Source organism: Mycobacterium asiaticum (assembly GCF_001673365.1).
Classification (GTDB): Bacteria; Actinomycetota; Actinomycetes; order Mycobacteriales; family Mycobacteriaceae; genus Mycobacterium; species Mycobacterium asiaticum_A.
The window spans coordinates 58,093-78,009 of sequence record NZ_LZLS01000012.1 but is presented as its reverse complement, the minus strand read 5'-3'; the positions used below and the strand labels follow the sequence as shown (position 1 = coordinate 78,009).

Annotated in this window: 22 protein-coding genes and 2 pseudogenes; 11 read left to right on the top strand and 13 right to left on the bottom strand. The window is 63.6% G+C overall.

Annotated features, from left to right (window positions below):
* Positions 1–62: 62 nt before the first annotated feature.
* The 5 genes from A5634_RS02000 (at position 63) to A5634_RS01980 (ending at position 3,742) form a co-directional block, all read left to right on the top strand.
* A complete protein-coding gene (locus A5634_RS02000; protein WP_065142396.1) occupies positions 63–995 on the top strand; it encodes an SRPBCC family protein in 933 nt (310 codons plus the stop codon).
* A gap of 2 nt (positions 996–997) precedes the next feature.
* The gene (locus tag A5634_RS01995; RefSeq protein ID WP_065142395.1) at positions 998–2,167 is read left to right on the top strand and encodes a zinc-dependent alcohol dehydrogenase; all 1,170 of its coding nucleotides are present in this window, start codon (positions 998–1,000) and stop codon (positions 2,165–2,167) included.
* Between the two features lie 12 nt (positions 2,168–2,179).
* On the top strand, positions 2,180–2,740 hold the full coding sequence (locus A5634_RS01990; RefSeq protein WP_065142394.1) for a type 1 glutamine amidotransferase domain-containing protein: 561 nt from the start codon (positions 2,180–2,182) through the stop codon (positions 2,738–2,740).
* Between the two features lie 106 nt (positions 2,741–2,846).
* Positions 2,847–3,539 carry a HemK2/MTQ2 family protein methyltransferase gene (locus A5634_RS01985; protein ID WP_065142393.1) on the top strand — a complete coding sequence of 231 codons (693 nt, stop codon included), beginning with the start codon at positions 2,847–2,849 and terminating at the stop codon, positions 3,537–3,539.
* The gene (locus tag A5634_RS01980; RefSeq protein ID WP_065142392.1) at positions 3,536–3,742 is read left to right on the top strand and encodes a CDGSH iron-sulfur domain-containing protein; all 207 of its coding nucleotides are present in this window, start codon (positions 3,536–3,538) and stop codon (positions 3,740–3,742) included. Before A5634_RS01985 ends, A5634_RS01980 begins: the two co-directional genes overlap by 4 nt.
* Here the strand turns inward: A5634_RS01980 and A5634_RS01975 are convergent.
* From A5634_RS01975 to A5634_RS01950, 6 genes are read right to left on the bottom strand one after another with little or no spacing between them, the layout of a single operon-like run.
* A complete protein-coding gene (locus A5634_RS01975) occupies positions 3,735–4,760 on the bottom strand; it encodes an iron-containing redox enzyme family protein (RefSeq protein ID WP_437339930.1) in 1,026 nt (341 codons plus the stop codon). The genes A5634_RS01980 and A5634_RS01975 overlap by 8 nt on opposite strands.
* Entirely contained in the window at positions 4,760–6,991 is a 2,232-nt protein-coding gene (locus A5634_RS01970) for a SpoIIE family protein phosphatase (protein ID WP_065142391.1), read from the bottom strand. The genes A5634_RS01975 and A5634_RS01970 overlap by 1 nt, the downstream gene beginning before the upstream one ends.
* Entirely contained in the window at positions 6,988–7,587 is a 600-nt protein-coding gene (locus A5634_RS01965) for a SpoIIE family protein phosphatase (RefSeq protein WP_065142418.1), read from the bottom strand. The genes A5634_RS01970 and A5634_RS01965 overlap by 4 nt, the downstream gene beginning before the upstream one ends.
* Before the next feature lie 31 nt (positions 7,588–7,618).
* A complete protein-coding gene (locus tag A5634_RS01960) occupies positions 7,619–8,029 on the bottom strand; it encodes an anti-sigma regulatory factor (protein WP_065142390.1) in 411 nt (136 codons plus the stop codon).
* The gene (locus A5634_RS01955; RefSeq protein ID WP_065142389.1) at positions 8,019–8,420 is read right to left on the bottom strand and encodes an STAS domain-containing protein; all 402 of its coding nucleotides are present in this window, start codon (positions 8,418–8,420) and stop codon (positions 8,019–8,021) included. The genes A5634_RS01960 and A5634_RS01955 overlap by 11 nt, the downstream gene beginning before the upstream one ends.
* A 14-nt stretch (positions 8,421–8,434) precedes the next feature.
* The gene (locus A5634_RS01950; RefSeq protein ID WP_065142388.1) at positions 8,435–9,310 is read right to left on the bottom strand and encodes an STAS domain-containing protein; all 876 of its coding nucleotides are present in this window, start codon (positions 9,308–9,310) and stop codon (positions 8,435–8,437) included.
* Positions 9,311–9,525: 215 nt separating this feature from the next.
* On the opposite strand from A5634_RS01950, the gene A5634_RS01945 reads away from it, so the two are divergent.
* From A5634_RS01945 to A5634_RS01925, 5 genes are all read left to right on the top strand, one after another.
* Positions 9,526–9,894, top strand: a complete 369-nt coding sequence (locus tag A5634_RS01945) for an STAS domain-containing protein (protein WP_065142387.1) — start codon at positions 9,526–9,528, stop codon at positions 9,892–9,894.
* 305 nt (positions 9,895–10,199) lie between these two features.
* Positions 10,200–10,598, top strand: coding sequence for a heme-binding protein (locus tag A5634_RS01940; protein ID WP_065142386.1), 399 nt, complete (start codon positions 10,200–10,202; stop codon positions 10,596–10,598).
* Between the two features lie 80 nt (positions 10,599–10,678).
* On the top strand, positions 10,679–11,188 hold the full coding sequence (locus A5634_RS01935) for a DUF6328 family protein (protein ID WP_065142416.1): 510 nt from the start codon (positions 10,679–10,681) through the stop codon (positions 11,186–11,188).
* 37 nt (positions 11,189–11,225) lie between these two features.
* Positions 11,226–12,281: a DNA topoisomerase IB gene (locus A5634_RS01930; protein ID WP_065142385.1), complete on the top strand. Its 1,056-nt coding sequence runs from the start codon at positions 11,226–11,228 to the stop codon at positions 12,279–12,281.
* Positions 12,282–12,385: 104 nt separating this feature from the next.
* Complete coding sequence (locus A5634_RS01925; protein ID WP_065142415.1) at positions 12,386–13,024, top strand: PAS and ANTAR domain-containing protein; 639 nt, start codon at positions 12,386–12,388, stop codon at positions 13,022–13,024.
* Positions 13,025–13,028: 4 nt separating this feature from the next.
* Here the strand turns inward: A5634_RS01925 and A5634_RS01920 are convergent, their stop codons facing one another.
* The 6 genes and pseudogenes from A5634_RS01920 to mbp1 all read right to left on the bottom strand — a co-directional run bounded on the left by A5634_RS01920 (position 13,029) and on the right by mbp1 (position 19,319).
* Positions 13,029–14,033 carry a helix-turn-helix transcriptional regulator gene (locus A5634_RS01920; RefSeq protein ID WP_253861450.1) on the bottom strand — a complete coding sequence of 335 codons (1,005 nt, stop codon included), beginning with the start codon at positions 14,031–14,033 and terminating at the stop codon, positions 13,029–13,031.
* Between the two features lie 12 nt (positions 14,034–14,045).
* Positions 14,046–15,194, bottom strand: coding sequence for a glycosyltransferase (locus tag A5634_RS01915; protein WP_253861449.1), 1,149 nt, complete (start codon positions 15,192–15,194; stop codon positions 14,046–14,048).
* A 130-nt stretch (positions 15,195–15,324) separates the two neighbouring features.
* Positions 15,325–17,165 (bottom strand): annotated as a pseudogene (locus A5634_RS01910) (CheR family methyltransferase).
* A 54-nt stretch (positions 17,166–17,219) separates the two neighbouring features.
* Positions 17,220–17,978: an STAS domain-containing protein gene (locus A5634_RS01905; protein ID WP_065142384.1), complete on the bottom strand. Its 759-nt coding sequence runs from the start codon at positions 17,976–17,978 to the stop codon at positions 17,220–17,222.
* A pseudogene (locus tag A5634_RS01900) lies at positions 17,975–18,986 on the bottom strand (chemotaxis protein CheB). The gene A5634_RS01905 and the pseudogene A5634_RS01900 overlap by 4 nt, the downstream one beginning before the upstream one ends.
* Before the next feature lie 96 nt (positions 18,987–19,082).
* The gene (gene mbp1, locus A5634_RS01895) at positions 19,083–19,319 is read right to left on the bottom strand and encodes a microaggregate-binding protein 1 (RefSeq protein ID WP_065142383.1); all 237 of its coding nucleotides are present in this window, start codon (positions 19,317–19,319) and stop codon (positions 19,083–19,085) included.
* Between the two features lie 168 nt (positions 19,320–19,487).
* Here mbp1 and A5634_RS01890 point away from each other — a divergent pair, with 168 nt between their 5' ends.
* Complete coding sequence (locus tag A5634_RS01890) at positions 19,488–19,745, top strand: DUF7218 family protein (RefSeq protein ID WP_065142412.1); 258 nt, start codon at positions 19,488–19,490, stop codon at positions 19,743–19,745.
* Positions 19,746–19,752: 7 nt separating this feature from the next.
* On the opposite strand, the gene A5634_RS28515 is transcribed toward A5634_RS01890, so the two are convergent.
* A complete protein-coding gene (locus tag A5634_RS28515; protein WP_172831589.1) occupies positions 19,753–19,911 on the bottom strand; it encodes a hypothetical protein in 159 nt (52 codons plus the stop codon).
* Between the last annotated feature and the right edge of the window lie 6 nt (positions 19,912–19,917).

The window sequence follows — 19,917 nt, the reverse complement described above, 5'->3', positions numbered from 1 at the left end:
CGGGCGGGCGGGTATGGATTCGTTAGCTACTGGAATGGTTCCGTGGCACAAGGAGTTTGGTGATGAATGCTTCCACGGACGGCAATACGACCGCGTTGGTGAAAGGACTCGGAGTAACGAGTCTGGGTCTCGGTCTCACTGAAATTTTGGCGCCGGGAAGAGTTGCTGCGGTTGCCGGCGTCGACGAAACGCCTACGGCACGCAAGGTGATTCGCGCATTAGGCGTTCGCGAATGCGGGCATGCGGCCGCACTGCTGGCCGGCCCGGACAAGCTGGTTTGGACGCGTGTTGCCGGTGACGTACTGGACACCGCTGTCCTGGCAGCCGGTGTGCTCCGCCGCGGCCCGGGGCGGCGTCGCCGCGGCATAGCCGCACTGAGCGTCCTCACCGCGATCGGCGCGGCAGACCTCTACGCCGCCCTGCGCACCACCCGGACGGACGAAGGTGGACGGCACAGCGGGGGCGAACGCCACCAGACGGTGCGTGCCGCGATTACCGTAATGCGTTCGCCCGAATACGTTTACAGCTTCTGGCGCAACCTGGAAAATCTGCCCGAGTTCATGTACCACCTCAAGTCGGTTAGCGCGGAGGCCGATGGCCGGTCACATTGGGTCGCCAACGCGCCGGTGGGCGAGCCCGTGCACTGGGACGCGCGGATCATCGAAGACCTGCCCGGCAAACGGATAGCGTGGCAATCGTTGGCGGACTCGGGAATACAGAACAGCGGATCGGTCGACTTCACACCCGACAACTCCGACAAAGGCACTGAGGTGCGGGTGACGATCGCCTATCAGATGCCCGCGGGCGCATTGGGCAAAGTCGTGGCGACGTTGCTCGGCGAGTCGCCCGAACAGCAAGTCAACGACGACCTACGTCGATTCAAGCAGATCTTGGAAACGGGCCAGGTTCTGCGTTCCGACGGATCCCCGGAGGGGACCGTCGCGTACCGGCAAATGCATCAACAGGCCGCCCAACCGGCCGGCAAGGGAGCGTAATCATGCGGGCTACCGTTTGGGCGGGACGCAATAGTGTTGAGGTGCAATCGGTTCCGGACCCAAAGATCCTCAACGATCGAGACGCGATCGTGCGGGTCACCTCGACCGCGATCTGCGGTTCGGATCTGCACCTTTACGACGGATACATCCCTACCGTCAAGCACGGCGACATTCTCGGCCACGAATTCATGGGCGAGGTAGTCGAAGTCGGTAAGGGAGTGGACAATCTCGCGGTCGGTGACCGAGTGGTCGTGCCGTTTCCCATTGCCTGCGGGGCGTGTTCTGCATGCGATCGCGACCTGTACTCGCTGTGCGAAAACTCCAATCCCAACGCTGGAATCGCCGAGAAATTGATGGGGCATTCCCCCGCCGGCCTTTTCGGCTATTCGCACATGCTGGGCGGATTCGCCGGCGGGCAAGCGGAATACGCCCGCGTACCGTTTGCCGACATCGGCCCGCTGAAGATCGAAGACGATCTCACCGACGACCAGGTGCTGTTCCTTTCCGACATCTTTCCCACCGGCTATATGGGCGCCGAGATGTGTGGCATCACCCCGGGCGACGTCGTCGCGGTATGGGGCGCCGGTCCGGTTGGACTGTTCGCGGTGGCGAGTGCGATTCTGCTGGGCGCTTCGCAAGTGATCGCCATAGACAAGGTGCCGTACCGGTTGGACCTCGCCGAGCGATTGGGCGCTATCCCGCTGAACTTCAGTGAGACGTCCGTGCTCGGCGAGTTACGCGAGATGACGGCCGGACGGGGGCCGGACCACTGCATCGACGCGGTCGGGATGGAGGCCCGTAGCGGGTCTACCGTCGTCGACGCTTACGACCGGGTGAAGCAGGCCGCGCGGCTGGAAACCGAACGGCCGCACGCGCTTCGAGAAGCGGCAATGAGCTGTCGCAACGGCGGCACTATCTCGGTGGTCGGCGTCTACGGCGGGATGATGGACAAGTTCCCGATCGGCGCCGTCATGAACCGGTCGTTGACCATCAAGACTGGACAGTGCCACGTGCACCGCTACATGCGTCCACTGTTGGAGCGCATCCGCAACGGCGACATCGACCCCACCGTGATCATCAGCCACCATATGCGTCTGGACGAGGCTCCCCACGGCTACGAAATCTTCAAACACAAACAGGACAGTTGCACCAAGGTTGTTCTCAATCCGTGAGGAGTATCAGCGATGTCAAACGAGTTGGAAGGCAAAAGAATTGCGATTCTCGCCGCCGACGGCGTAGAGAAGGTCGAACTGGAGCAGCCGCGTGACGCGTTGCAACAGGCGGGGGCAAAAGTCGAGGTTCTGTCACTGGAAACCGGCGAAATCGAGGCCCGCAATCACGATCTGGAACCCGCCGGTACCTTCGCGGTCGACCGTGCGGTGTCGGATGCGTCCGTCACCGATTATGACGGCTTGGTCCTACCCGGTGGCACCGTCAATCCGGACAAGCTGCGTGCGGACAAAACGGCGGTGTCGTTCGTGCGCGACTTCGTCGACTCCGGCAAACCCGTAGCCGCGATCTGCCACGGGCCGTGGACTTTGGTAGAAGCCGGCGTGGTCGCCGGCCGCCGGTTGACCTCCTATCCGAGTATCCGCACCGATCTGCGCAACGCGGGAGGCCGCGTTGTCGACGAAGAAGTAGTGGTGGACGGCAATTTGATTACCAGCCGATCGCCAAAAGACCTGGAAGCCTTCTGCGCAACGATTCTCAAAGAATTGTCTCGGCAGCGGGCTGGCTCGGCTTAATGACTTGGCCTAATGACATTGCGTTTTAACCCAGAAATTTGCGGGCATTAAACAGGCCGAGCCGTGATCGCCACGGCAGGATTGCACCGGTCGAGAAAGGTTTGCCGTGACGACCACGTACCCAGCGCCGGCGGATTCGCTAGTCACCGAAACGGTGTACCAGCCGCAATACGACTCATTCCTGCTCGTGGAGACAATGCGACGAACCAAACTCATCCCGCGTCGCAAGGTTCTCGATCTTTGCACCGGCAGCGGCTTCGTCGCGATATCCGCGGCCGAAATGGGCTGTGCCAGCATAACTGCGTACGACATCTGTCCGCACGCGGTGAGGTATTCCCGAGGCAACGCAACGAGTGCGGGTGTCGACGTCGATGTGCGACAGGGTTCTTGGGCGGTAGCCCTCGAGCACGCACCGTTCGACGTGGTCGTCGCCAACCCGCCCTACGTACCGACTCCACCCGTCGACGACAGCGAAGAGATATCGCCTAGCGCCGGACCGTCGTGGGCTTGGAACGCCGGCCCCGATGGACGTCTGGTGCTCGACCCGCTGTGTGAGTCCGCACCCGAACTTCTGGACAACGGTGGTTCGCTGTTGCTGGTACATTCGGCCCTGGCCGGTACTCAACAAACAGTGGATTCCCTACGGGCAACCGGTATGGATGCGAATGTCGTTGCATCGCAACGAATCCCGTTCGGCCCGGTGCTGACGGCACGAGCGCAGTGGCTGGAGGAGACCGGTCAGATCGCGCGCGGCTGCCGTGAGGAGGAAATTGTGGTGATCCGGGCCGACAAGCCGTGAGTACGACGCGGGTACAGGTCATACCGAATGGGCCGGTGCTGGTCTCCGGCCCGGCGCGCATCGAGATGCCCGACGGCGCTGTCGTGGATTCCGACCGGTTCATGGTGGCCATCTGCACCTGTCGGCGCAGCCAGGACTATCCGTTGTGCGACACCAGCCACCGGCGCTGCCGCAGCACCAAAGTCAAGCAAATGCTCAGCTGAGCGGCTGGCGCAGCGACGACTCCCCCCGCTCCCACGCGGCCATAATCGCGTCAGCCAGTCGGTCCTCGACCGCTGCGTGTGCGCGGATGCCGAAGACGACGTCTTGCTCCAGGTGGGGTTCGCGAGCAACCAGGTCGCCGACCACGTCCAGTCGCACCACGTGTTCGTGCACCGCGTCGGCTTCCACGTGCTCGCGGTAGAACTCGACGCATTCCGCCGGTGCCTGCATCCGTTGCAACGCATCGACCATTCGCCGTGAGCCCGGCGGGGAGGTGATCTCCGTCGACGCGAAATGTCCCACTGCCGCGCCTCGTAACTTCCGGTGCAAACCGAATAGCGACATCAGGTTCACCGCCGCCAACGACTCGGCCGGCACGGCGTCCAGGTAACCCAAGTACGTCGAGTCCAGGCCTGCCGCTTCCAGCAGGTCGGCGAACAGTTGCTGGTGCATCCGCGGACCCCGCCCCGCCCCGTACTCGTCGAACTCGACCGCGACGAACGCCGCTTTGGCGGTGCCGGTCAGGCGCGGAATTGCGAACGCATGCGGATCGGCCTCTTTGAGGTGGTAGAGCGAACGGTGCACAAAGTATTCGCGCATCTGCTCCCAGGTTCCGCTGTCGCGCAGGTAGTAGGACGGGCCAGTGCCGTCGCGGGGTTCGAGTGAGATCGCATCCATCTCTGCCAGCGCAGTGTGATCGGGTTCGATCGGGCCGACATCACGGCGCACGCCAGCCAGGAAAACCCGCTCCATTTCCGCACGCAGCGCCAGCAGCGCGGGATTCCACTCCCAGTCCGGATCCACCGAGGCAAACCCCCGGTAGTGCAGTTCGTAGCACATGTACAGCGCCAACTGCAGGTCAAGCCCGTAAGGATCGGCGTCACGCACCGAGGCGCTGATGCGCCCGCTCTGCTCGCGCCCGGGTGGGGACGTCAAGGTGCGACGCACGGCAGTCGACAGCGGACCGTGCGCAGCGGGCAAGGCAGGGTCAGCGAGCATCGACATGCGGGTCACTATCATCAGTTACCCTCGTGGCCCGGTGACAAACGGAATACGACCTCGATCGTGGTTCCATCGCCGCTGCGTTCCACCTCCATGGACTCACTCATGGCACGCATCAGCGGCAGCCCCCGGCCACTGTTACCGGGATCTGCCGCCGGCGGCTTCCAGGAGCCGGTATCGGTGATCCGTGCCCTGATAACGTCGCCGTTGACGTCCATCTCCAGCACGATTCTCCCGGTCTCGTGACCGACATAGGCGTGCTCGACACAGTTGGTGCACGCCTCGCTGACCACCAGCACGATGTCCGCGATCTGTTCTTCGGAGACACCGCCGGCCCGCAGCCACGGCGTCATCTTTCGCCGGATGGGAGCCAATTGTTCTGGTGTGGCGTCGGTTTCGATGCGCAGCGGGGCCAGCTCGTGGCGATAGACCACCATCGCGACGTCATCGTCGTATCCGGCCGCGGGCGACAACTGATCGAGCACCACATCTGCGACCTCATCGACCGGCAGGTGAGCCGAATTGGTCAACACTTCGGCGACCCGGGCGAGGCCTTCGTCTATCGCCTCGTGCTTGCGCTCTACCAGGCCGTCGGTGAACAACGCCAGCGTCGCGCCCGGGGCCAAGACCCGCGCGGATTGTGGACGAGTCTCGTTGCGACGGACCGCAAGTGGTACAGAGCTGGCATCGGTGAGCATCACCGTTTGGTCGCCCTGCTCAGATCGGACCCCGGCCAGCACGGCCGGCATATGGCCCGCGTTGCTGTATTCGAGCAACCCGGAGGTGGTGTCGAGTATCGCCAGAAACACCGTGGTGCAGTAAGCATCCGGAATGAGCGACGCGGCAGCGTCGAGTTGTTCGAGCAGCACCGCGGGTTTGGCGCCGGTGAGTAGCAGTGCCCGAGCCGAACTGCGTAGCTGACCCATGATCGCGGCGGCCGGCAATCCGCGGCCCACACAGTCACCGACTACGATCCCGATGCGGTGGTCGTCGATCTGCAGTACGTCGTACCAGTCGCCGCCGATCTCCAGCGGCAAAACCGCGGGTTCATAGCGCACCGCGAACCCCGGCGGGGGCGTCATCGGCGGCAGCATTGCACGCTGCAGTGTCAGCGACGTCTCGCGGGCGCTCTCGAACTGGCGCACATGCTGGATGGCCAGACTCAAATGACCGATGAGCACCGTCACCAGCAGTTTGTCCTCGCCGCTCACCCAGCGTGGCGCTGCAAGCTCCAACCACAACGCCACATCCCCGGTGCCGGAGAGCATCGCGACCAAACCATGCGTCTTGCCCGGGGCATCCGGCCATTCGACCGTCTTCGCCGTCAACGGCAACTGGTGCCGAGCGTCGGTGAAGATCTCACGCAAACGCGGATCCATTGTGCGCCAACTGGTTTCAACTGGCTCACCCGCTACCACCACGGTCGGTTCACCGTCGCCCGGAGGCCACATCACCGCGACCACGCGATGCACATCCACCGCGGTGCGGCACTCGTCGAGGGTGATGGACAGCACCTCGGCCACACTCTTGGCCACGCTCACCGTGGTGGCCAGTCGCAGCACGGCGCTTTCCCGGGCGGCGAAGGCCCGCTCCGCGGTGACGTCACGAACCGTGCCCACGTACACGCCGGCTTCACCACCGGGCCCACGAACCGCGTTGATGCTCACCGCAACCCAGGCCAGATGGCCGTCCCGGTGCCGTATCGGCATCTCGTACTCGGCGCTGCCTTCTTGGCGGACCCGCCGTTGCTGGTCGGCCGCCGTCGACTTGTCGATCAGCCAGGGGTGTGGCCACCGATATGGCTGCCCCTCCGGGGGGTAGCCGAGGATCTCGGCGAACGCGCTGTTCATCTCGAACACCGCTCCATCACCGTCGGCGACGAAGAAGCCTTCCTGCAGAGAATTCACCAGCGCGGTGCGGAACTTGTCCCGATCGGCAAGGTCCTCGGCGCGGGCCCGTTCTTCGGCGTACCGTTTCGTGCCGTCCAGGAATCCGCGCGTGGCGACGTCGAGCGCGGCCAGCGTCTGTAACAGGAACTCCAGCGCGGTCGCGCCGTCGACGGGGGACCGCTTGGAACGCTCATCGATCTGCCGGAAATGGTTCTCGATGATGTCGAGCATGCTGATTTGTTCCTGCAGTGCCCGGCGGCCTAGCTCGTAGCCGACGGCCAGGCTGTCCTCGTCGCGGGTGTCGACGTAGCTGTGCAGCGCCGTGACGTACTGCTCGTGGAACTCGGGGGTGTAGGTCATGCGGAGATACCCCGGTGCCGCGCGGCGAGCACGGTGGCGTCGTCGGTTTCCTTGGCGTGCTTGGCGAGGATCTGTTCGGCGATATCGGCGGCGGAAGCCGCGAAATCGATGTGGTCCAGGTGGCCCGCGGCGATGCCGTCACTGGTTATGACCAGCAGGTCACCGGTGCGTATCGAAACCACTTGAGCGGGACGGGTTTCCGGTATCCGATAACCGACAATGCCGCCAACCAGGCGGGCACTGGAACGGATCTGGACGCCGCTGACGCTCTTGGCGACCAGGTTGGCGGTGACGTTGCCGATACCCGTCCAGCTCAACTTGTCGGTGTGAAAATCGATGCGAGCCAACGTCATCGCGGCACCCCTGGTCCCGGTCAGCACGCGATGGCAAAGCTGCACCAGAACCTCTGGACGTTCACCTCGCGCGCCTTTGAGGGTATCGACGCCTGCCAGCGCGGCGGTGGCCGCAGCGGGTCCGTGACCCAGGCCGTCCAGCACCCCGAACAGTGCGGTTTCGCCGTCGATCTCCACCGCGACGGCCTGGTCCCCGCACTGCTGCTCGCCGGGACGCGAGCGACTTGCTGTCGCCCACTCGATCGGTCCGAATCGGCCCGCCGATCGGGCGGCGTCAGGCACGGGCCGGTACCCATTTCCACATCTCGATGACCGTGCCGCGGCCGAGCGCCGACTCCACAATCAGCCGATCCATCAGCCGGCGGGCGCCCGGCAACCCCATGCCGAGTCCACGGCCGGTGGTGTACCCGTCTTCCATGGCGCGGTCGAGGTCGGCGATGCCGGGCCCGTCATCCTCGGCGCGGACCACCAGCGCCTTGCGGCCCTCGCGGTCGGCGATTGCGACGCGGACCTCGCCGCGACCGGCGTAGCTGGTGATGTTGCGCGCGATTTCGGAGATCGCGGTCGCGATCATGGTGACGTCGGTCAGCGAGAATCCGAGGTCAAGCGCGAGTTGGTGGCCGGCCTTGCGGGCGGCAACGATGTCGTCGGAGTTGTTGATCGCGACCACGGTCTCACCCGCCACCGTCGCGCCCGATCACCGTCTTGCCCAAGATCAGGCCCAGCCCCAATTGTCTGTTCAGCAGCGCTATGCCTTCTTCGAGGTCAAGCGCGGTGCTCATGTCGTCGAAGGCCAGCCCGAGTTGAACCATGGCAAAGGCGACCTCTGGCTGCAGGCCCACGATCACGGTGGTTGCCCCGCGCAACCGCGTCATGTGCGCGATGGTGCGCAGCGAGCGGGCCGCGAACGAATCCATCACGTCGATGGCTGTGACGTCGACAACGATCCCCTGAGCGCGGAACCGGCTGACCCGTTCCATGAGGTCTTCGCGCAACCGCTCGGTGTCGGAGTCGGTCAGTGCTGCCTGAACCGTCGCGATCAAGATCGCGCCTTGTTTCAAAATGGGTACTGGCATGGCCTACTGGGGGCTTACTCGCCGGTGCGGGTGACTTCGTAACCCAGCAGACGCTCGGCTTCTTCTATACCGCCTTGCAAGTCGCCGACGGCATTCATCTTCGATAGATCCAGCCCGATCGTCACCAGCGTCAGAGCGATCTCCGAGGACAGGCCGGTGATGATCACGCTCGCGCCCATCAGCCCGGACGCGTCGACCGTCTGCACCAGGTGGTTTGCCACCGTGGAGTCGATGGTCGGCACACCGGTGATGTCGATGACGACCACCTTTGCGCGGTTGGCCCGGATCGCCCGCAACAGTTGCTCGGTGACCTGGCGGGCCCGCTGGCTGTCCAGCACGCCGATGATCGGCAGGATCAGCAACTGCTCGCGCACCTGCAGAACCGGCGTCGACAGCTCGCGGATGGCTTCCTGCTGTTGGCGGATGATGCGCTCGCGCTCCTGCACGAAGCTCACGCCCACGGTATTGGCGATTCGGTTGGCCGCCGGCTCGTAGGCGTCCAGCACCCGGTTGAGCATGTCGAACTCGGCCTGATACTTCTCGAACAACGACCGCGCCAGCACGTCGCGCAGGAGCAGCACGATGCCGAGCACCTCATCGGTTTCCACGCCGCGGGGAATGATGCGTTCGGAGAGGTCGCGAGCGTAGTCCTGCAGCGCCTCGACGCTACCGGTCTCGAGCACCTCGACGTAGTTGTCGTACACCGCGGTCGCCTCGGAAAAGATCTCCTCCGGGGTCATCGCGGTGAGCAGCTCCGCCTCGGTGATCCGGCGGGCCCACTCTTCACGCAGCGCTGTCCGATTTCGCCTCAGGTGCTGCACTAGCTGCGGAAGCAAGCCTTCTGTAGCGCTGGTGCCGGTGCCGCTGGAATCTGTCGGCGAATCTGACATGTGGCCCTCCAAGCCTCCAAGCCCTCCAAGCCCACCAACCCGGCTATGGCTGACGAAATGCTAGTCGCGCTCCGCGGGGCGCAGCCACTCCTGGGAGATTAGCGTGGGCTGTGACGTGGGACGTGTTGAGGTCTTCTTCTTCTCGCGGTAAGCGCAGCAGGCTAGGCTTGCAGCACAGTTGCGTAGTTGTGAGGCCCGGACTGAAGGATCGCCAATTGTCAGCTCCTGATTCGATCACCGCCACCGTCGCAGACCATGACGGGGTCGTCGTGCTCAGTATCGGCGGCGAAATTGACCTAGTCACCGCTCCGGCCCTCGAGGAAGCCATCGCCGGCGTGGTCGTGGACAATCCCAGGGCGCTCGTTATCGATCTGTCCGCGGTGGAGTTCCTCGGTTCGGTGGGTTTGAAGATTTTGGCGGCCACCTACGAGAAACTGGGCGATTCCGCGGAGTTCGGCGTGGTGGCCCGCGGCCCGGCGACCCGACGGCCCATTCACCTGACCGGTCTGGACAAGACTTTCCCGTTGTACCCGACGCTGGAAGACGCGTTGACCGGGGTTCGGGAAGGCAAGCTCAGCCGCTAGGCCCCTGCTGAGCAGCGCTGCGGGCCGTGCGGGGATAACGGTTACGTCACGAATCGACGTCACAGTTTCCTAAGAACCGGCCCCCATTTCTAAGATTTCTCATTTTCTGTCGATTCATTTAGTCGTTCGTTTAGCTAATTATGTCACTTCAGTTGCTCGCGTCACACATTTGCCGGCACCGTCGCGATACGCGTGTTCGTTGTGCGCGAACATCGCCAAAAGAGCGTTTTCGTCTCCGCTACTTTGGATTTCGGGGATTCGGGCGCCCCACTCGATCGGTTCACTCATTCGGAGGAACACTCATTATGAAATTCAGCAGTATCGTCGCTCGCCGCCGGATCGCCGGCCTCAGCGCCGGTTGTCTGCTCGGGGGATTCGCAATTGCCACTGTTGGCGCACCTTCGGCCGCGGCCGCACCCGACTGCAGCCCGGAAGGGGTCAACGCCACCGTCTCCTCGGTGACCGACGCGGCACAGCAGTACCTGGCCACACACCCCGGCGCCCACCAGGTGGTTTCGTCCGCCTACGGCCAGCCGCGGGGCGAGGCCGCTGCCAACATCCGGAGCTACTTCACCGCGCATCCCAACGAGTACTACGACCTGCGCGGGATCCTGGCGCCGATCGGCGACACCGAGCGGCAGTGCAACGTAACCGCCCTCCCAGGGCATCTGGAATCGGCCTACCACGAGTTCATGGCAGGCTAATTCCTTCTCGCACGCCCATGACGACCCGTCACACTCCAGTGGCGGGTCGTTCGGCGTTCGCGAGTGGAATGATCTGGCTCATGGATGTCGATCATCCGGAGCGGGATCAGCAGTGGGATAGCCGCGAACGCGGCGAAACCGAGCTGGAGCGGCTCGACCGGAATTGGGCGAACCTGCTGCAGGAGTTGCGGGTCGTGCAAACCGGTGTCCAACTGCTCACCGGGTTTCTGCTGACGTTGCCGTTCCAGGCTCGTTTCAACGTGCTGAACCAGAGCATGCGGATTGTCTATCTGACGACGGTGGGCTGCTCGGTGGCTGCCACGGTCCTGTTGATCGCTCCCGTCGGCCTGCATCGCTTGTTGTTTCGGCGGCATCGTCTCTCGGTGCTGGTGTCGGCTGCGCACCGCTGTGCGTATGCGGGGCTACTGCTGCTGGGCCTCGCACTGACGGGGGTAACGGTGCTCATCTTCCACGCGGTAGCAGGAAGCGCGGCAGGAATCGTCGCCGGGGCGTGTGCGCTGCTGCTCTTCGGGGTTTCTTGGCTATTGGTGCCGCTGCTGCTGCGCAATCGAGATATGCCCACCGGCTAGAGGTGTGAACGCCTGTCCGCGTGGGTAAGTCAGCGTCATGAGGCTGCGCCGCAGCGTGCTGAACAAGCCCGGGATCCAGCGCAAACGGCGCGGGAAGGGTTTCGCGTACTACGGCGCCGACGGCGAGTTGCTGGCCGACCCGGACACGTTGCAGCGCATCAAAGATCTGGTCATCCCGCCGGCCTGGAAGAAGGTCTGGATCTCGCCCTACCCGAACGGCCATATCCAGGCCGTTGGCACCGACGCCGCAGGGCGCCGACAGTATCTCTACCACCAGAATTGGCAGCAGGAACGTGCCGAGGAGAAGTTCGACCGGGTGCTGGAATTGTCCAAGCAACTGCCGGCGTGCCGTGAGCAGATCGCCCGCGACCTGGCCGGGCGCGGACTGACCCGTGATCGCGTACTTGCGCTGGGGTTACACCTGTTTGACCTCGGTTACTTCCGGGCCGGCGGCGAGCAGTACGCCGAGGAAAACGAGTCCTACGGGCTGGCCACGCTGTTGTGTGAGCATGTGCGGGTGCGCCGCGACACGGTCGCATTCGACTATCCCGCTAAGAGCGGGGTGCGACGCGTCTTCGAGGTGGAGAACACCGAAGTTGTGCGGGCCGTGCGCGCACTGCTTCGGCGCAGCGGTAGTTCCGAGCGATTGTTGGTGTGCCGCAACGGTTCGGACTGGGTAGATGTTCGTGCCGATGATCTCAACATGCGGTTCAAAGAACTGGTGGGTGCCGACTACAGCGTCAAGGACTTGCGCACTTGGCATGGCACGGTATTGGCCGCGGTGGCGTTCGCAGACGCGGATTCGCCCGTGTCGCAGCGGGTGGCCAAGCGGGTCGAGGCTGCGGTCATGCGCGAAGTTGCCGAGGAGTTGGGCAATACGCCAGCGGTGGCCCGCGGTTCGTACGTGGACCCTCGGGTGGTCACCGGGTACCGGCAGGGCGAAACCATCGAGGCAGCGGTACGGCGAGCTAGCCGGACCAAGCGCCCGGACGTCGTACAAGGCGTGCTGGAAAAGGCCACACGGCGGCTGATCCGGCGAGTCGCCAAGGGCGACAGCGCCTCTGGATCTTCGGCTCTGGCCAAGACGGCGTAGCGCCGACTTCGCCCGCCGGGACGATATCCAAAATGCGAACGACTGGTACGCCTGGACACGGCATTGTGCGATCTGGCCGGACGGGGCGGAATAGCATGGGCACGATGTGCGCAGATTCGCGGCGAAAGAGAGGTCGCCGCTGGCCCCTGGTAGGGAGATTTCGCTACCTGGCCCGTGAGGACCGCTGGGAGTGGTCGGATGAGGTCGCGCGGATGCACGGGTACGAACCGGGCACCGTGCAACCGACCTCTGAGTTGCTGCTGAAGCACAAACACCCCGACGACAAGCCGACGATCCCCGAACTCGTCGATCAGGTGCGCCGACACGGTGTTCCGTTCAGTAGCCGCCACCGAATTATCGATGCCAGGGGTGAGACCCATGTGGTGGTAGTGGTCGGAGACCGGTTCGCCGGGCCCGACGGCCGGCTGAAGGGCATCGCCGGGTTCTACGTCGACATAACCGATCAGTTCGACGCCGATCTACAAAAGCACCTGAGCGAGGCGCTGCTGGCGGTTGATGCCCGGCGTGCGGTCATCAACCAGGCGATGGGCATCTTGATGTTGCGGCACGCGGTCAACGCTGAGTCGGCGTTCGACTTGCTGGTCAAGCTGTCGCAGGAATCGAACGTCAAGCTGCGTGACATAGCCGAACGGGTCGTCCAGGAAATCACCGCACCCGACCATGACGGTGACGACGCGGCTGACCGCGTCGACCGGTTGCTCCGGATGCGCGAAGGCCTTTAGCGCGTCACTGTTGGAGGGTGGCGTGCGGACTCTGACCGTAGGTCCTGCGATACAGGGCGGCGAAGCGACCGGTATGAGCGAAACTCCATCGCTGCGCGACTTCGCTGACGGTGGTCGTGGAGCGGTCGCTGCCCACCAGGTCTTGGTGTGCGCGGTGGAGTCGTACGCGGCGCAAGTATTCCGTCGGTGTCGTGTCGAGGTGGTGGCGGAACAGATACTGAACCGCTCGTGAGGTCATGCGGAGCGCGTCTGCGACGTCGTTGACGCCGATCCCGTCCCCCGCATGGCGATGGATGAATGAGATCGCGCCTTTCAGGGTCGGTGGGACCGAGGGATTGCGCAACAGATCTTGGCCGTCGTTGACGTTGGACGGGAAGCACTCGAGCAGCGCGGCACCCAGTAGTTGGGCGCCCGCGCCGACGATCAGGGGGTGCTGTGCGGTCTCCGCGTAGGAGAAACTGGCGACAACGTAATCCAGCGCCCGGGTCCAGGCGTGGGTCATCGCGGCGGAGCACGGCCGGCAACTCGCGAATCGAATGGATTGCGGCAGCGGCCCGCTCCGGTCGGCGGCGGACTGGCTCAATTGCCGCTGATTCATGCTGACGACGTGAAATCGTGCTGTGTCGGCCTGAATTGCGCACGGCAAGTCGTCGGCCGCGATGACGGGGGTGTCCACTCGCCGCGCGGAGTTACCGGCTAACGTCAGCGATCCCGCCCGCGGATGTACAACCACGACCGCGTCGGAGGTACGGATTTCGCAACCCATCCGGCCCTCGATCAACAACTCGTCTACGGTGACCGAGTCGGTGGCAAAGCGCCGGTGGCTGACCGACGACCCGTTGGCCAGGCTGGTGATCCGCCATCCCGGAGGATAAGCGCTGGCGAAGAAGCGTCTGGCTGATTCGGAATCGGCGGTATGGAACTTTTCGTAACGCACTGCGTCCGCGGCGCGCGTGTCGGACATCCGGTCGGTGTTCACGCCGTCTGCTCTGCTGGTCGCGGTTGTCATGGTGACGTCGTCCTAGGCTAAGGCGCTACGTGCGTGACTTGCCGACCGTGCGGACGCACGCTGCGAACTCGCTTGGTGGTAGATGTTCAATGCGTCCAGCGCGATGCGGTCCCAGGTGAACCGCGACAGCACTCTGGAACGACCGGCTGAACCCATGCTTTCGCGTTGAAAGCGTTGTTTCTGAAGTGACTTCAACGAGTTGGCCAATTCGATTGGCTTGGTGGGCGATACCAGGAGCCCCGTGACTCCGTTGACCACGGTATCGATCAGTGCGTCGACCGCCACCGCTACGACAACCACGCCACTGGCCATGGCTTCGAGGGCCGTGGTCGCCCGTGGCGCGTGTTGGGGAGTACACGCGACCACGTCGGTCGAACGTAGCAGTGCCGGGATCTCCTCAGCGGCAACGGTTCCCGTGAAGTGGACCCGTTCACCCACGCCTAGCTCGGTGGCCAGCCGCTTGAGTGCAGCTAGATTCCGCTCGCGGTCGCCCCCCGGAGCATGCCGCTCCGCGATGACCAACTCCGTGTGCGGAATTCTCGGTAGGATTCCGATGGTTCGATGAAAACCGTTGTGTGCGCTAATGTTTGGTCCTAGCTGCAGTACACGGTGCGTACCGTCGGCTGGCCTTGGGCCGGCGGGCGCATACCGGTCGACGTCGACGCCCACGGAGAACACCGAAAGTTGGGCCCTGCTGCGTCGTATTCGGGTAAGCGCGTCGAGTTCTGTGTCGCTGCCCCCGGTCACCCACGAAGCATTTCGGATCAGCAGCGGTTCGAGGCGGGTCCGCTCGACGCCGGCGCCGGGCCCCATCGTCGCCGCCAACCCGTGGAAGCTCTGGACGATGGGCCGCTGATGCCGACGCGCGGCCAGTTGAGCGGCCAAACCGCCCAGCCACCCGAACGCATGCACAACGTCGGGCGGCTCCGACGACCACAGCTGGTCTAGTTGGCCGGCCCACTCGCCGACGAAAGGCAACACCTCGGCCGCGGACTTGGGCAGGGTCGGACCGATGCCGGCCGGGCGGGGGTGGGTAGTCACGACATGCCCGTGGCTTGCCAGGGCCGCGCACAGCTGGCCCCACTCTCCGGCTATGTCGGTGTCGACGAGGTCGCCGCAACCCGAACACGCGTCGTCGCCCCAGACGACGGCAATTTTCACTTGTCACTTCTTACGAGCCAACTCACCATCGATGGGTTACCGAACCCAATAACTCATAAACGGAAGTGACCAATAGTTTCGCTTTGCGGATAGGCTGCGACCCCCGAGCCAGGGCCGACAAGCGCCTACATCAGGCCACGACCTCCATGAGCAGCAGCGCCCCGCCCACGCCGCCCTCCGGGGTGCGGAACGAGGTGCAGGTGATGCGGACCCGAGTCGGTCGACCGCGGCGGTTGACTGAATCGACCGTCGTATCGGCCGAGCTGTCGGAATCGACGAACGCGTTGCCGATCAGAGGCCGCACGCTGGCCATGGGAAGCCCGAAATCCAGCGACGTCAGAGTGGTGCCTACCGTTTCGTCAGCTCGAAGCCCCCACAGGTCTTCGCAGCCACGATTCCACACCACCACGCGCATCTCCCGGTCCACCACCACCATGCCGAGTTGGACCGAGTTGATTAGCGAATTGAGGAAATTTTTCGCATCGTCCAACTCGATGCTGCGTTCGCGCAGCGTGTCGTTGATGGTGTGCAGCTCGTCATTGGTGGACTGCAGCTCCTCGTTCATGGTTTCGAGTTCTTCGTTGGTGGACTGCAATTCCTCGTTGGTGGTTTCGAGTTCCTCGACCGTGGACTGCAGTTCTTCGTTGGTCGTCTCGAGTTCCTCGTTGGTGGACTGCAGCTCTTCATAGGCGGCCTCGAGCTGGCGATTCGTCTGGACCAGCTTGTCGAGCAGCGCCCGCGTCGCCGTGACGTCGAAGAATACGATCGAGACTCCGAGTAAGCCGTTTTCGGCGTCGACGAGTGGGTTGATGTGGATCTCGAACCACACGGTTTCCGCGCCCGGACGCTGCCATTCACGTCCGGTATCCGTGCTGGACGTCGATCTACCTTGGCCTGCTCTAGGTAGGTCCGCAACTCGATCGGACGGTAGGAAACCTCCAGATCGCGGAGCAACCGACCGATGTCGCGTGCCGACAATCCGAATACCGTCTCGGCCTGCTGGTTGATCATTGCGATGGTGTCCTCGCCGGTGACCACGAGCTGAGCGACCGGACTTGCGCGGAAAGCCAATTCACGCACCGTGGTCAAACCGGGCAGTTCACCGTGTCGATCGAAAAACGTCGCGGCCGGGTCATAGCGGTCCGCGCCGCTGCGGGATCCGACTGCCTTGCGGAATATGCGGTTCTTGAGGCTCAACGGAGTGAAGCGGTCGCTGTGGCTCAGCAGCATCTCCGCGTGACCGAGGAACAGCGTGCCCTGCGGGGCAAGAGCAAAATGCAACCGGCCCAACACATTTCGTTGAGTTTCGGCGTTTAGATACATCAGCGTGTTGCGGCACACCAGCAGATCGACGCGCGAAATCGGCGCGTCCTTGACCAAGTCGTTACGGCCGAAGATCACCGCCCGCCGCAGGTCCTTATGAAACAGGTACCGGCCGTTGACCTGCTCGAAGTAGCGTCCCAGCAACTCCGCCGGCACCGACTCGATCGCTTTGGCGTCATAGGAGGCCGTTCGAGCGTCGGTCAGCGCTTCCTCGTCGATATCGGTGGCGTAGATCTTGACGCGCTGTCGGAAGGCGTCGGCACCCATTGCCTCGGTCAACAGCATGGCCAGCGTGTAGGCCTCCTGGCCAGACGCACAGCCCGCGCTCCACACCCGGATGGGATCGTCGGGTCCGCGCTCGGCCAAGAGCCGCGGAATGACGTCGCTGCTGACGAAGTCCCACGCTTCGGGGTCGCGGAAAAAGGCTGTGACGTTGATCAGGATCGTATTGAACAGGGCAGCGAACTCGTCCGAACTGGCCTGCAGTACGTCGAGATATTCCTCGAAAGTGGAGTACCCGGCATGTTCCATTCGGTGGCGGACGCGGCGCATCAGCGACGTTCGTTTGTAGCCGGTGAAGTCGAAGCCGCGCGAGTCGCGTAGGTAGCGCAGCAGAGCTTCGAAAGGCTCGTCGGGTGTGCCGTTCATGAGGGGTGCCGTTCGACTAGCGTTGCCGGACACTTGGAACATTACCCGGGAGTGCTAAAGCCTATCTTCAAGCCCAATGACCGCCCACACCGTCTTGCCCGAAGACGTCGGCGTGCTTCCCCAAGCGCGAGACAAGACCGAAACCATCGAGAGCCCGGACAAGATCTCGGTGCCGCATTCGGCGGCCTCGAGGCGGCTCGCGGGCTGGCCGCTGGCGTCCTCGACCGCGACGGTGATGGTGTCTTCGTAAGCCTCCACGATCAACGCCGGCGCACTCTCGGTGTGGTCCAACACGTTTTCGATGAAGATCGTCGCCACCGTGCTCACGGTCGGGGCCATCTGCTGTCTCGACCAAGCTGTGAGCCATTCTCCGACCATGCCGCGGGCGAGACGAACGCTGGCCTGTGAACGAGGGAGCTCGGCGCGTGCTCGGCGACGACAGGGCGTGGGGGCTTCGGCGGCGGCGACCAAGGCCGCATCGCAGGTCGAATGCACCGGCACATACCGGGTCACCCCGCTCGCGCGGATCGTATTGCGTTGTTGCGAATCATTAGACACCAACAGGATTGGCACATCCGGCCAGGTACTCACATGCCAGCGCGCACTGGTGAAAACGCTCCAGGCGGATGCCGATGGGACGGTCAGCCGGTTGACGTCGACAACCATCACGCGCGGTTGGTCTAGCGCGGCCTTGATCATCGCGTCGCGAAATCGTCGATAGGTGAAGCTGTTTAACTCTCCGTCGGCGACCAGGATCGAGGCTCCGCATCGACTCTCGACGTCAACCCGTACCGGATGGACAGCTTCGATCACGGTTGTTCCTCGGCGTGGGGGGCGACTGCAGTCAGTCGTTCGCTGAGCACGCTCAAAGCCTGTTCGGCTTCGTCTGCTAGAGCGTTGTAGCGATGAGACAGCGGGCCGTGGTTGGTTCTGTTTGCCATTTGTCTAGCCAGCTTGGCCTTCTCCTGCAGGCTGCGCAGCGCGACCCACAAGGCGCCCTCGACTTCGCTATCGCGGGCGGTCAGCAGCGAATCCGGCGTCCAAGCGTGACCTACCCGGCAGCGAAAATTGTCATCCCCTACCGTGGCCAGCGAACCGTTGCAGTCCGGACAGGTGAAGCCGGAAGCTGGACCCAATTGTTGGGTATCGAAATCGGTGGCGAAGCGCGGGGTCATGGCGATCCGGTTCTCGAGCTCCATCCCTGTGTCACGTTCCATCTCCATCTCCTCGATCGGGCGTTGGGAGAGCTTGTCGAGCATCCTGCCCAGGTCCGCCGCAGCAACCTGGTGATCCAGCACACCGGCATTGAATGCATTGGTAGGCATCGCCGGAAACAAGGCGTCATCAGGCGTCTGTCCCGATGGTGATGCCGCCGCGGCTGCGGATTGCCCCTAGCCCGAGTACGCCGTCGTCGAGCACCCCGGAGAGCAGCACCCCGATGGCCCTAGGCCCGAAAGCTAATGCCACCGAACGAAATAACGCGTTGATCGCAGGGCGGTGTCCATTCTCGGTAGGCCCCTGGGAAAGCACCACGTGGTCTTCGGCGACCAACAGGTGGTAGTTCGGTTTGCCTACATATACGTGACCCGGCTTGAGTTCTGCCCCGTGCTCGGCGGTGACGGCCGGTAGGGGTCCGTGTCGGTCGACAATGCGCGCCAACACACTTGGTGCACCCTCGGGCATGTGCAGCACCACGACGTAGGCGTAGGACGAATCCGCGGATAGCCCCGCGGCGACTTGGGACAACGCCTCGACGCCTCCCGCGGAGGCGCCGATCGCCACGACACCGCGAAGCTGTCCCTGACCGTTACCTGCCTGCATCACTGTTCCAATACCCTTTTGCAGCCTAGGCAATCCCCTAGAAAGAACTGCGGCCCCAGCCGAGAGTGGCTGGGGCCGCAGTGCAGGAGGCACTCGTTACTGGTGTTCCTTCTGACGTTCTTCGGCCGCTTCAGCGCCGCCTCGCGCGGATTCGGCTTCCGCCTCTTTCTTGGCGACGTCACGCTCGGCGTCCGCCTTGTCCTGCTGTGCCTGACCCTCGTTCTTGAGGTCGTCGCTGCCGGTCACGGCGCCGACGGCTTCCTTGGCCTTGCCTTTGATGCCCTCAGTGACGCCCTTGACGCCTTCTGCGGGACCACTGTTGCTGTCGCCCATACCTTTTCCCATCTCTTGTCAACTACGCGCACGCCGCCAGCTGCATGGCCGCAACGCATCGCGATGGCTGGGTTCCCGGTTAGTGCGGCGCCAAACACTCGGGTTTGACCTGCATCGATCTGGGCACCCTTGAGGCAACCCGCAGGCAACGCATAGGAGGTGGGTGCCGTGCCCAATTCGTCGATCAAGAACGAAAAGCTCTACAAAGATCTGCGTAAGAAGGGTGACTCCAAGGAGAAGGCCGCAAGGATTTCCAATGCCGCTGCTGGACAGGGTAAGTCCAAGGTAGGACGCAAGGGCGGCAAGGCTGGGTCCTACGACGACTGGACGGTTCCGGAATTGAAGAAGCGCGCGAAAGAGCTTGGCATGTCCGGATACTCGAGCCTGACCAAGGACAAACTGGTCGCCAAACTACGCAATCACTAATCGGGCACTAATCGGGTGGCTCGTGGGTTGAGCCCTCCACGGGTGCTTGCTCCCGCTCGTCGGCATTGCCCGGCACATCGTCGTCGCGACGTTCCTCGGTGACAGCCTCCTGCAAATTGTCTACTACGTCTGCGAGATCTTTATCGCGGTCTGGATGAGAGTCCATGGTGCA

Coding starts and splice junctions, on each gene's coding strand:
- A5634_RS01975 (WP_437339930.1), bottom strand. CDS start 4,760: ATGATAGTGACCCGCATGTCGATGCTCGCTGACCCTGCCTTGCCCGCT.
- mbp1 (WP_065142383.1), bottom strand. CDS start 19,319: ATGGGCGACAGCAACAGTGGTCCCGCAGAAGGCGTCAAGGGCGTCACT.
- A5634_RS01930 (WP_065142385.1), top strand. CDS start 11,226: ATGAGGCTGCGCCGCAGCGTGCTGAACAAGCCCGGGATCCAGCGCAAA.
- A5634_RS01950 (WP_065142388.1), bottom strand. CDS start 9,310: ATGTCAGATTCGCCGACAGATTCCAGCGGCACCGGCACCAGCGCTACA.
- A5634_RS01920 (WP_253861450.1), bottom strand. CDS start 14,033: ATGACAACCGCGACCAGCAGAGCAGACGGCGTGAACACCGACCGGATG.
- A5634_RS28515 (WP_172831589.1), bottom strand. CDS start 19,911: ATGGACTCTCATCCAGACCGCGATAAAGATCTCGCAGACGTAGTAGAC.
- A5634_RS02000 (WP_065142396.1), top strand. CDS start 63: ATGAATGCTTCCACGGACGGCAATACGACCGCGTTGGTGAAAGGACTC.
- A5634_RS01925 (WP_065142415.1), top strand. CDS start 12,386: ATGTGCGCAGATTCGCGGCGAAAGAGAGGTCGCCGCTGGCCCCTGGTA.
- A5634_RS01955 (WP_065142389.1), bottom strand. CDS start 8,420: ATGCCAGTACCCATTTTGAAACAAGGCGCGATCTTGATCGCGACGGTT.
- A5634_RS01970 (WP_065142391.1), bottom strand. CDS start 6,991: ATGACCTACACCCCCGAGTTCCACGAGCAGTACGTCACGGCGCTGCAC.
- A5634_RS01935 (WP_065142416.1), top strand. CDS start 10,679: ATGGATGTCGATCATCCGGAGCGGGATCAGCAGTGGGATAGCCGCGAA.
- A5634_RS01940 (WP_065142386.1), top strand. CDS start 10,200: ATGAAATTCAGCAGTATCGTCGCTCGCCGCCGGATCGCCGGCCTCAGC.
- A5634_RS01995 (WP_065142395.1), top strand. CDS start 998: ATGCGGGCTACCGTTTGGGCGGGACGCAATAGTGTTGAGGTGCAATCG.
- A5634_RS01990 (WP_065142394.1), top strand. CDS start 2,180: ATGTCAAACGAGTTGGAAGGCAAAAGAATTGCGATTCTCGCCGCCGAC.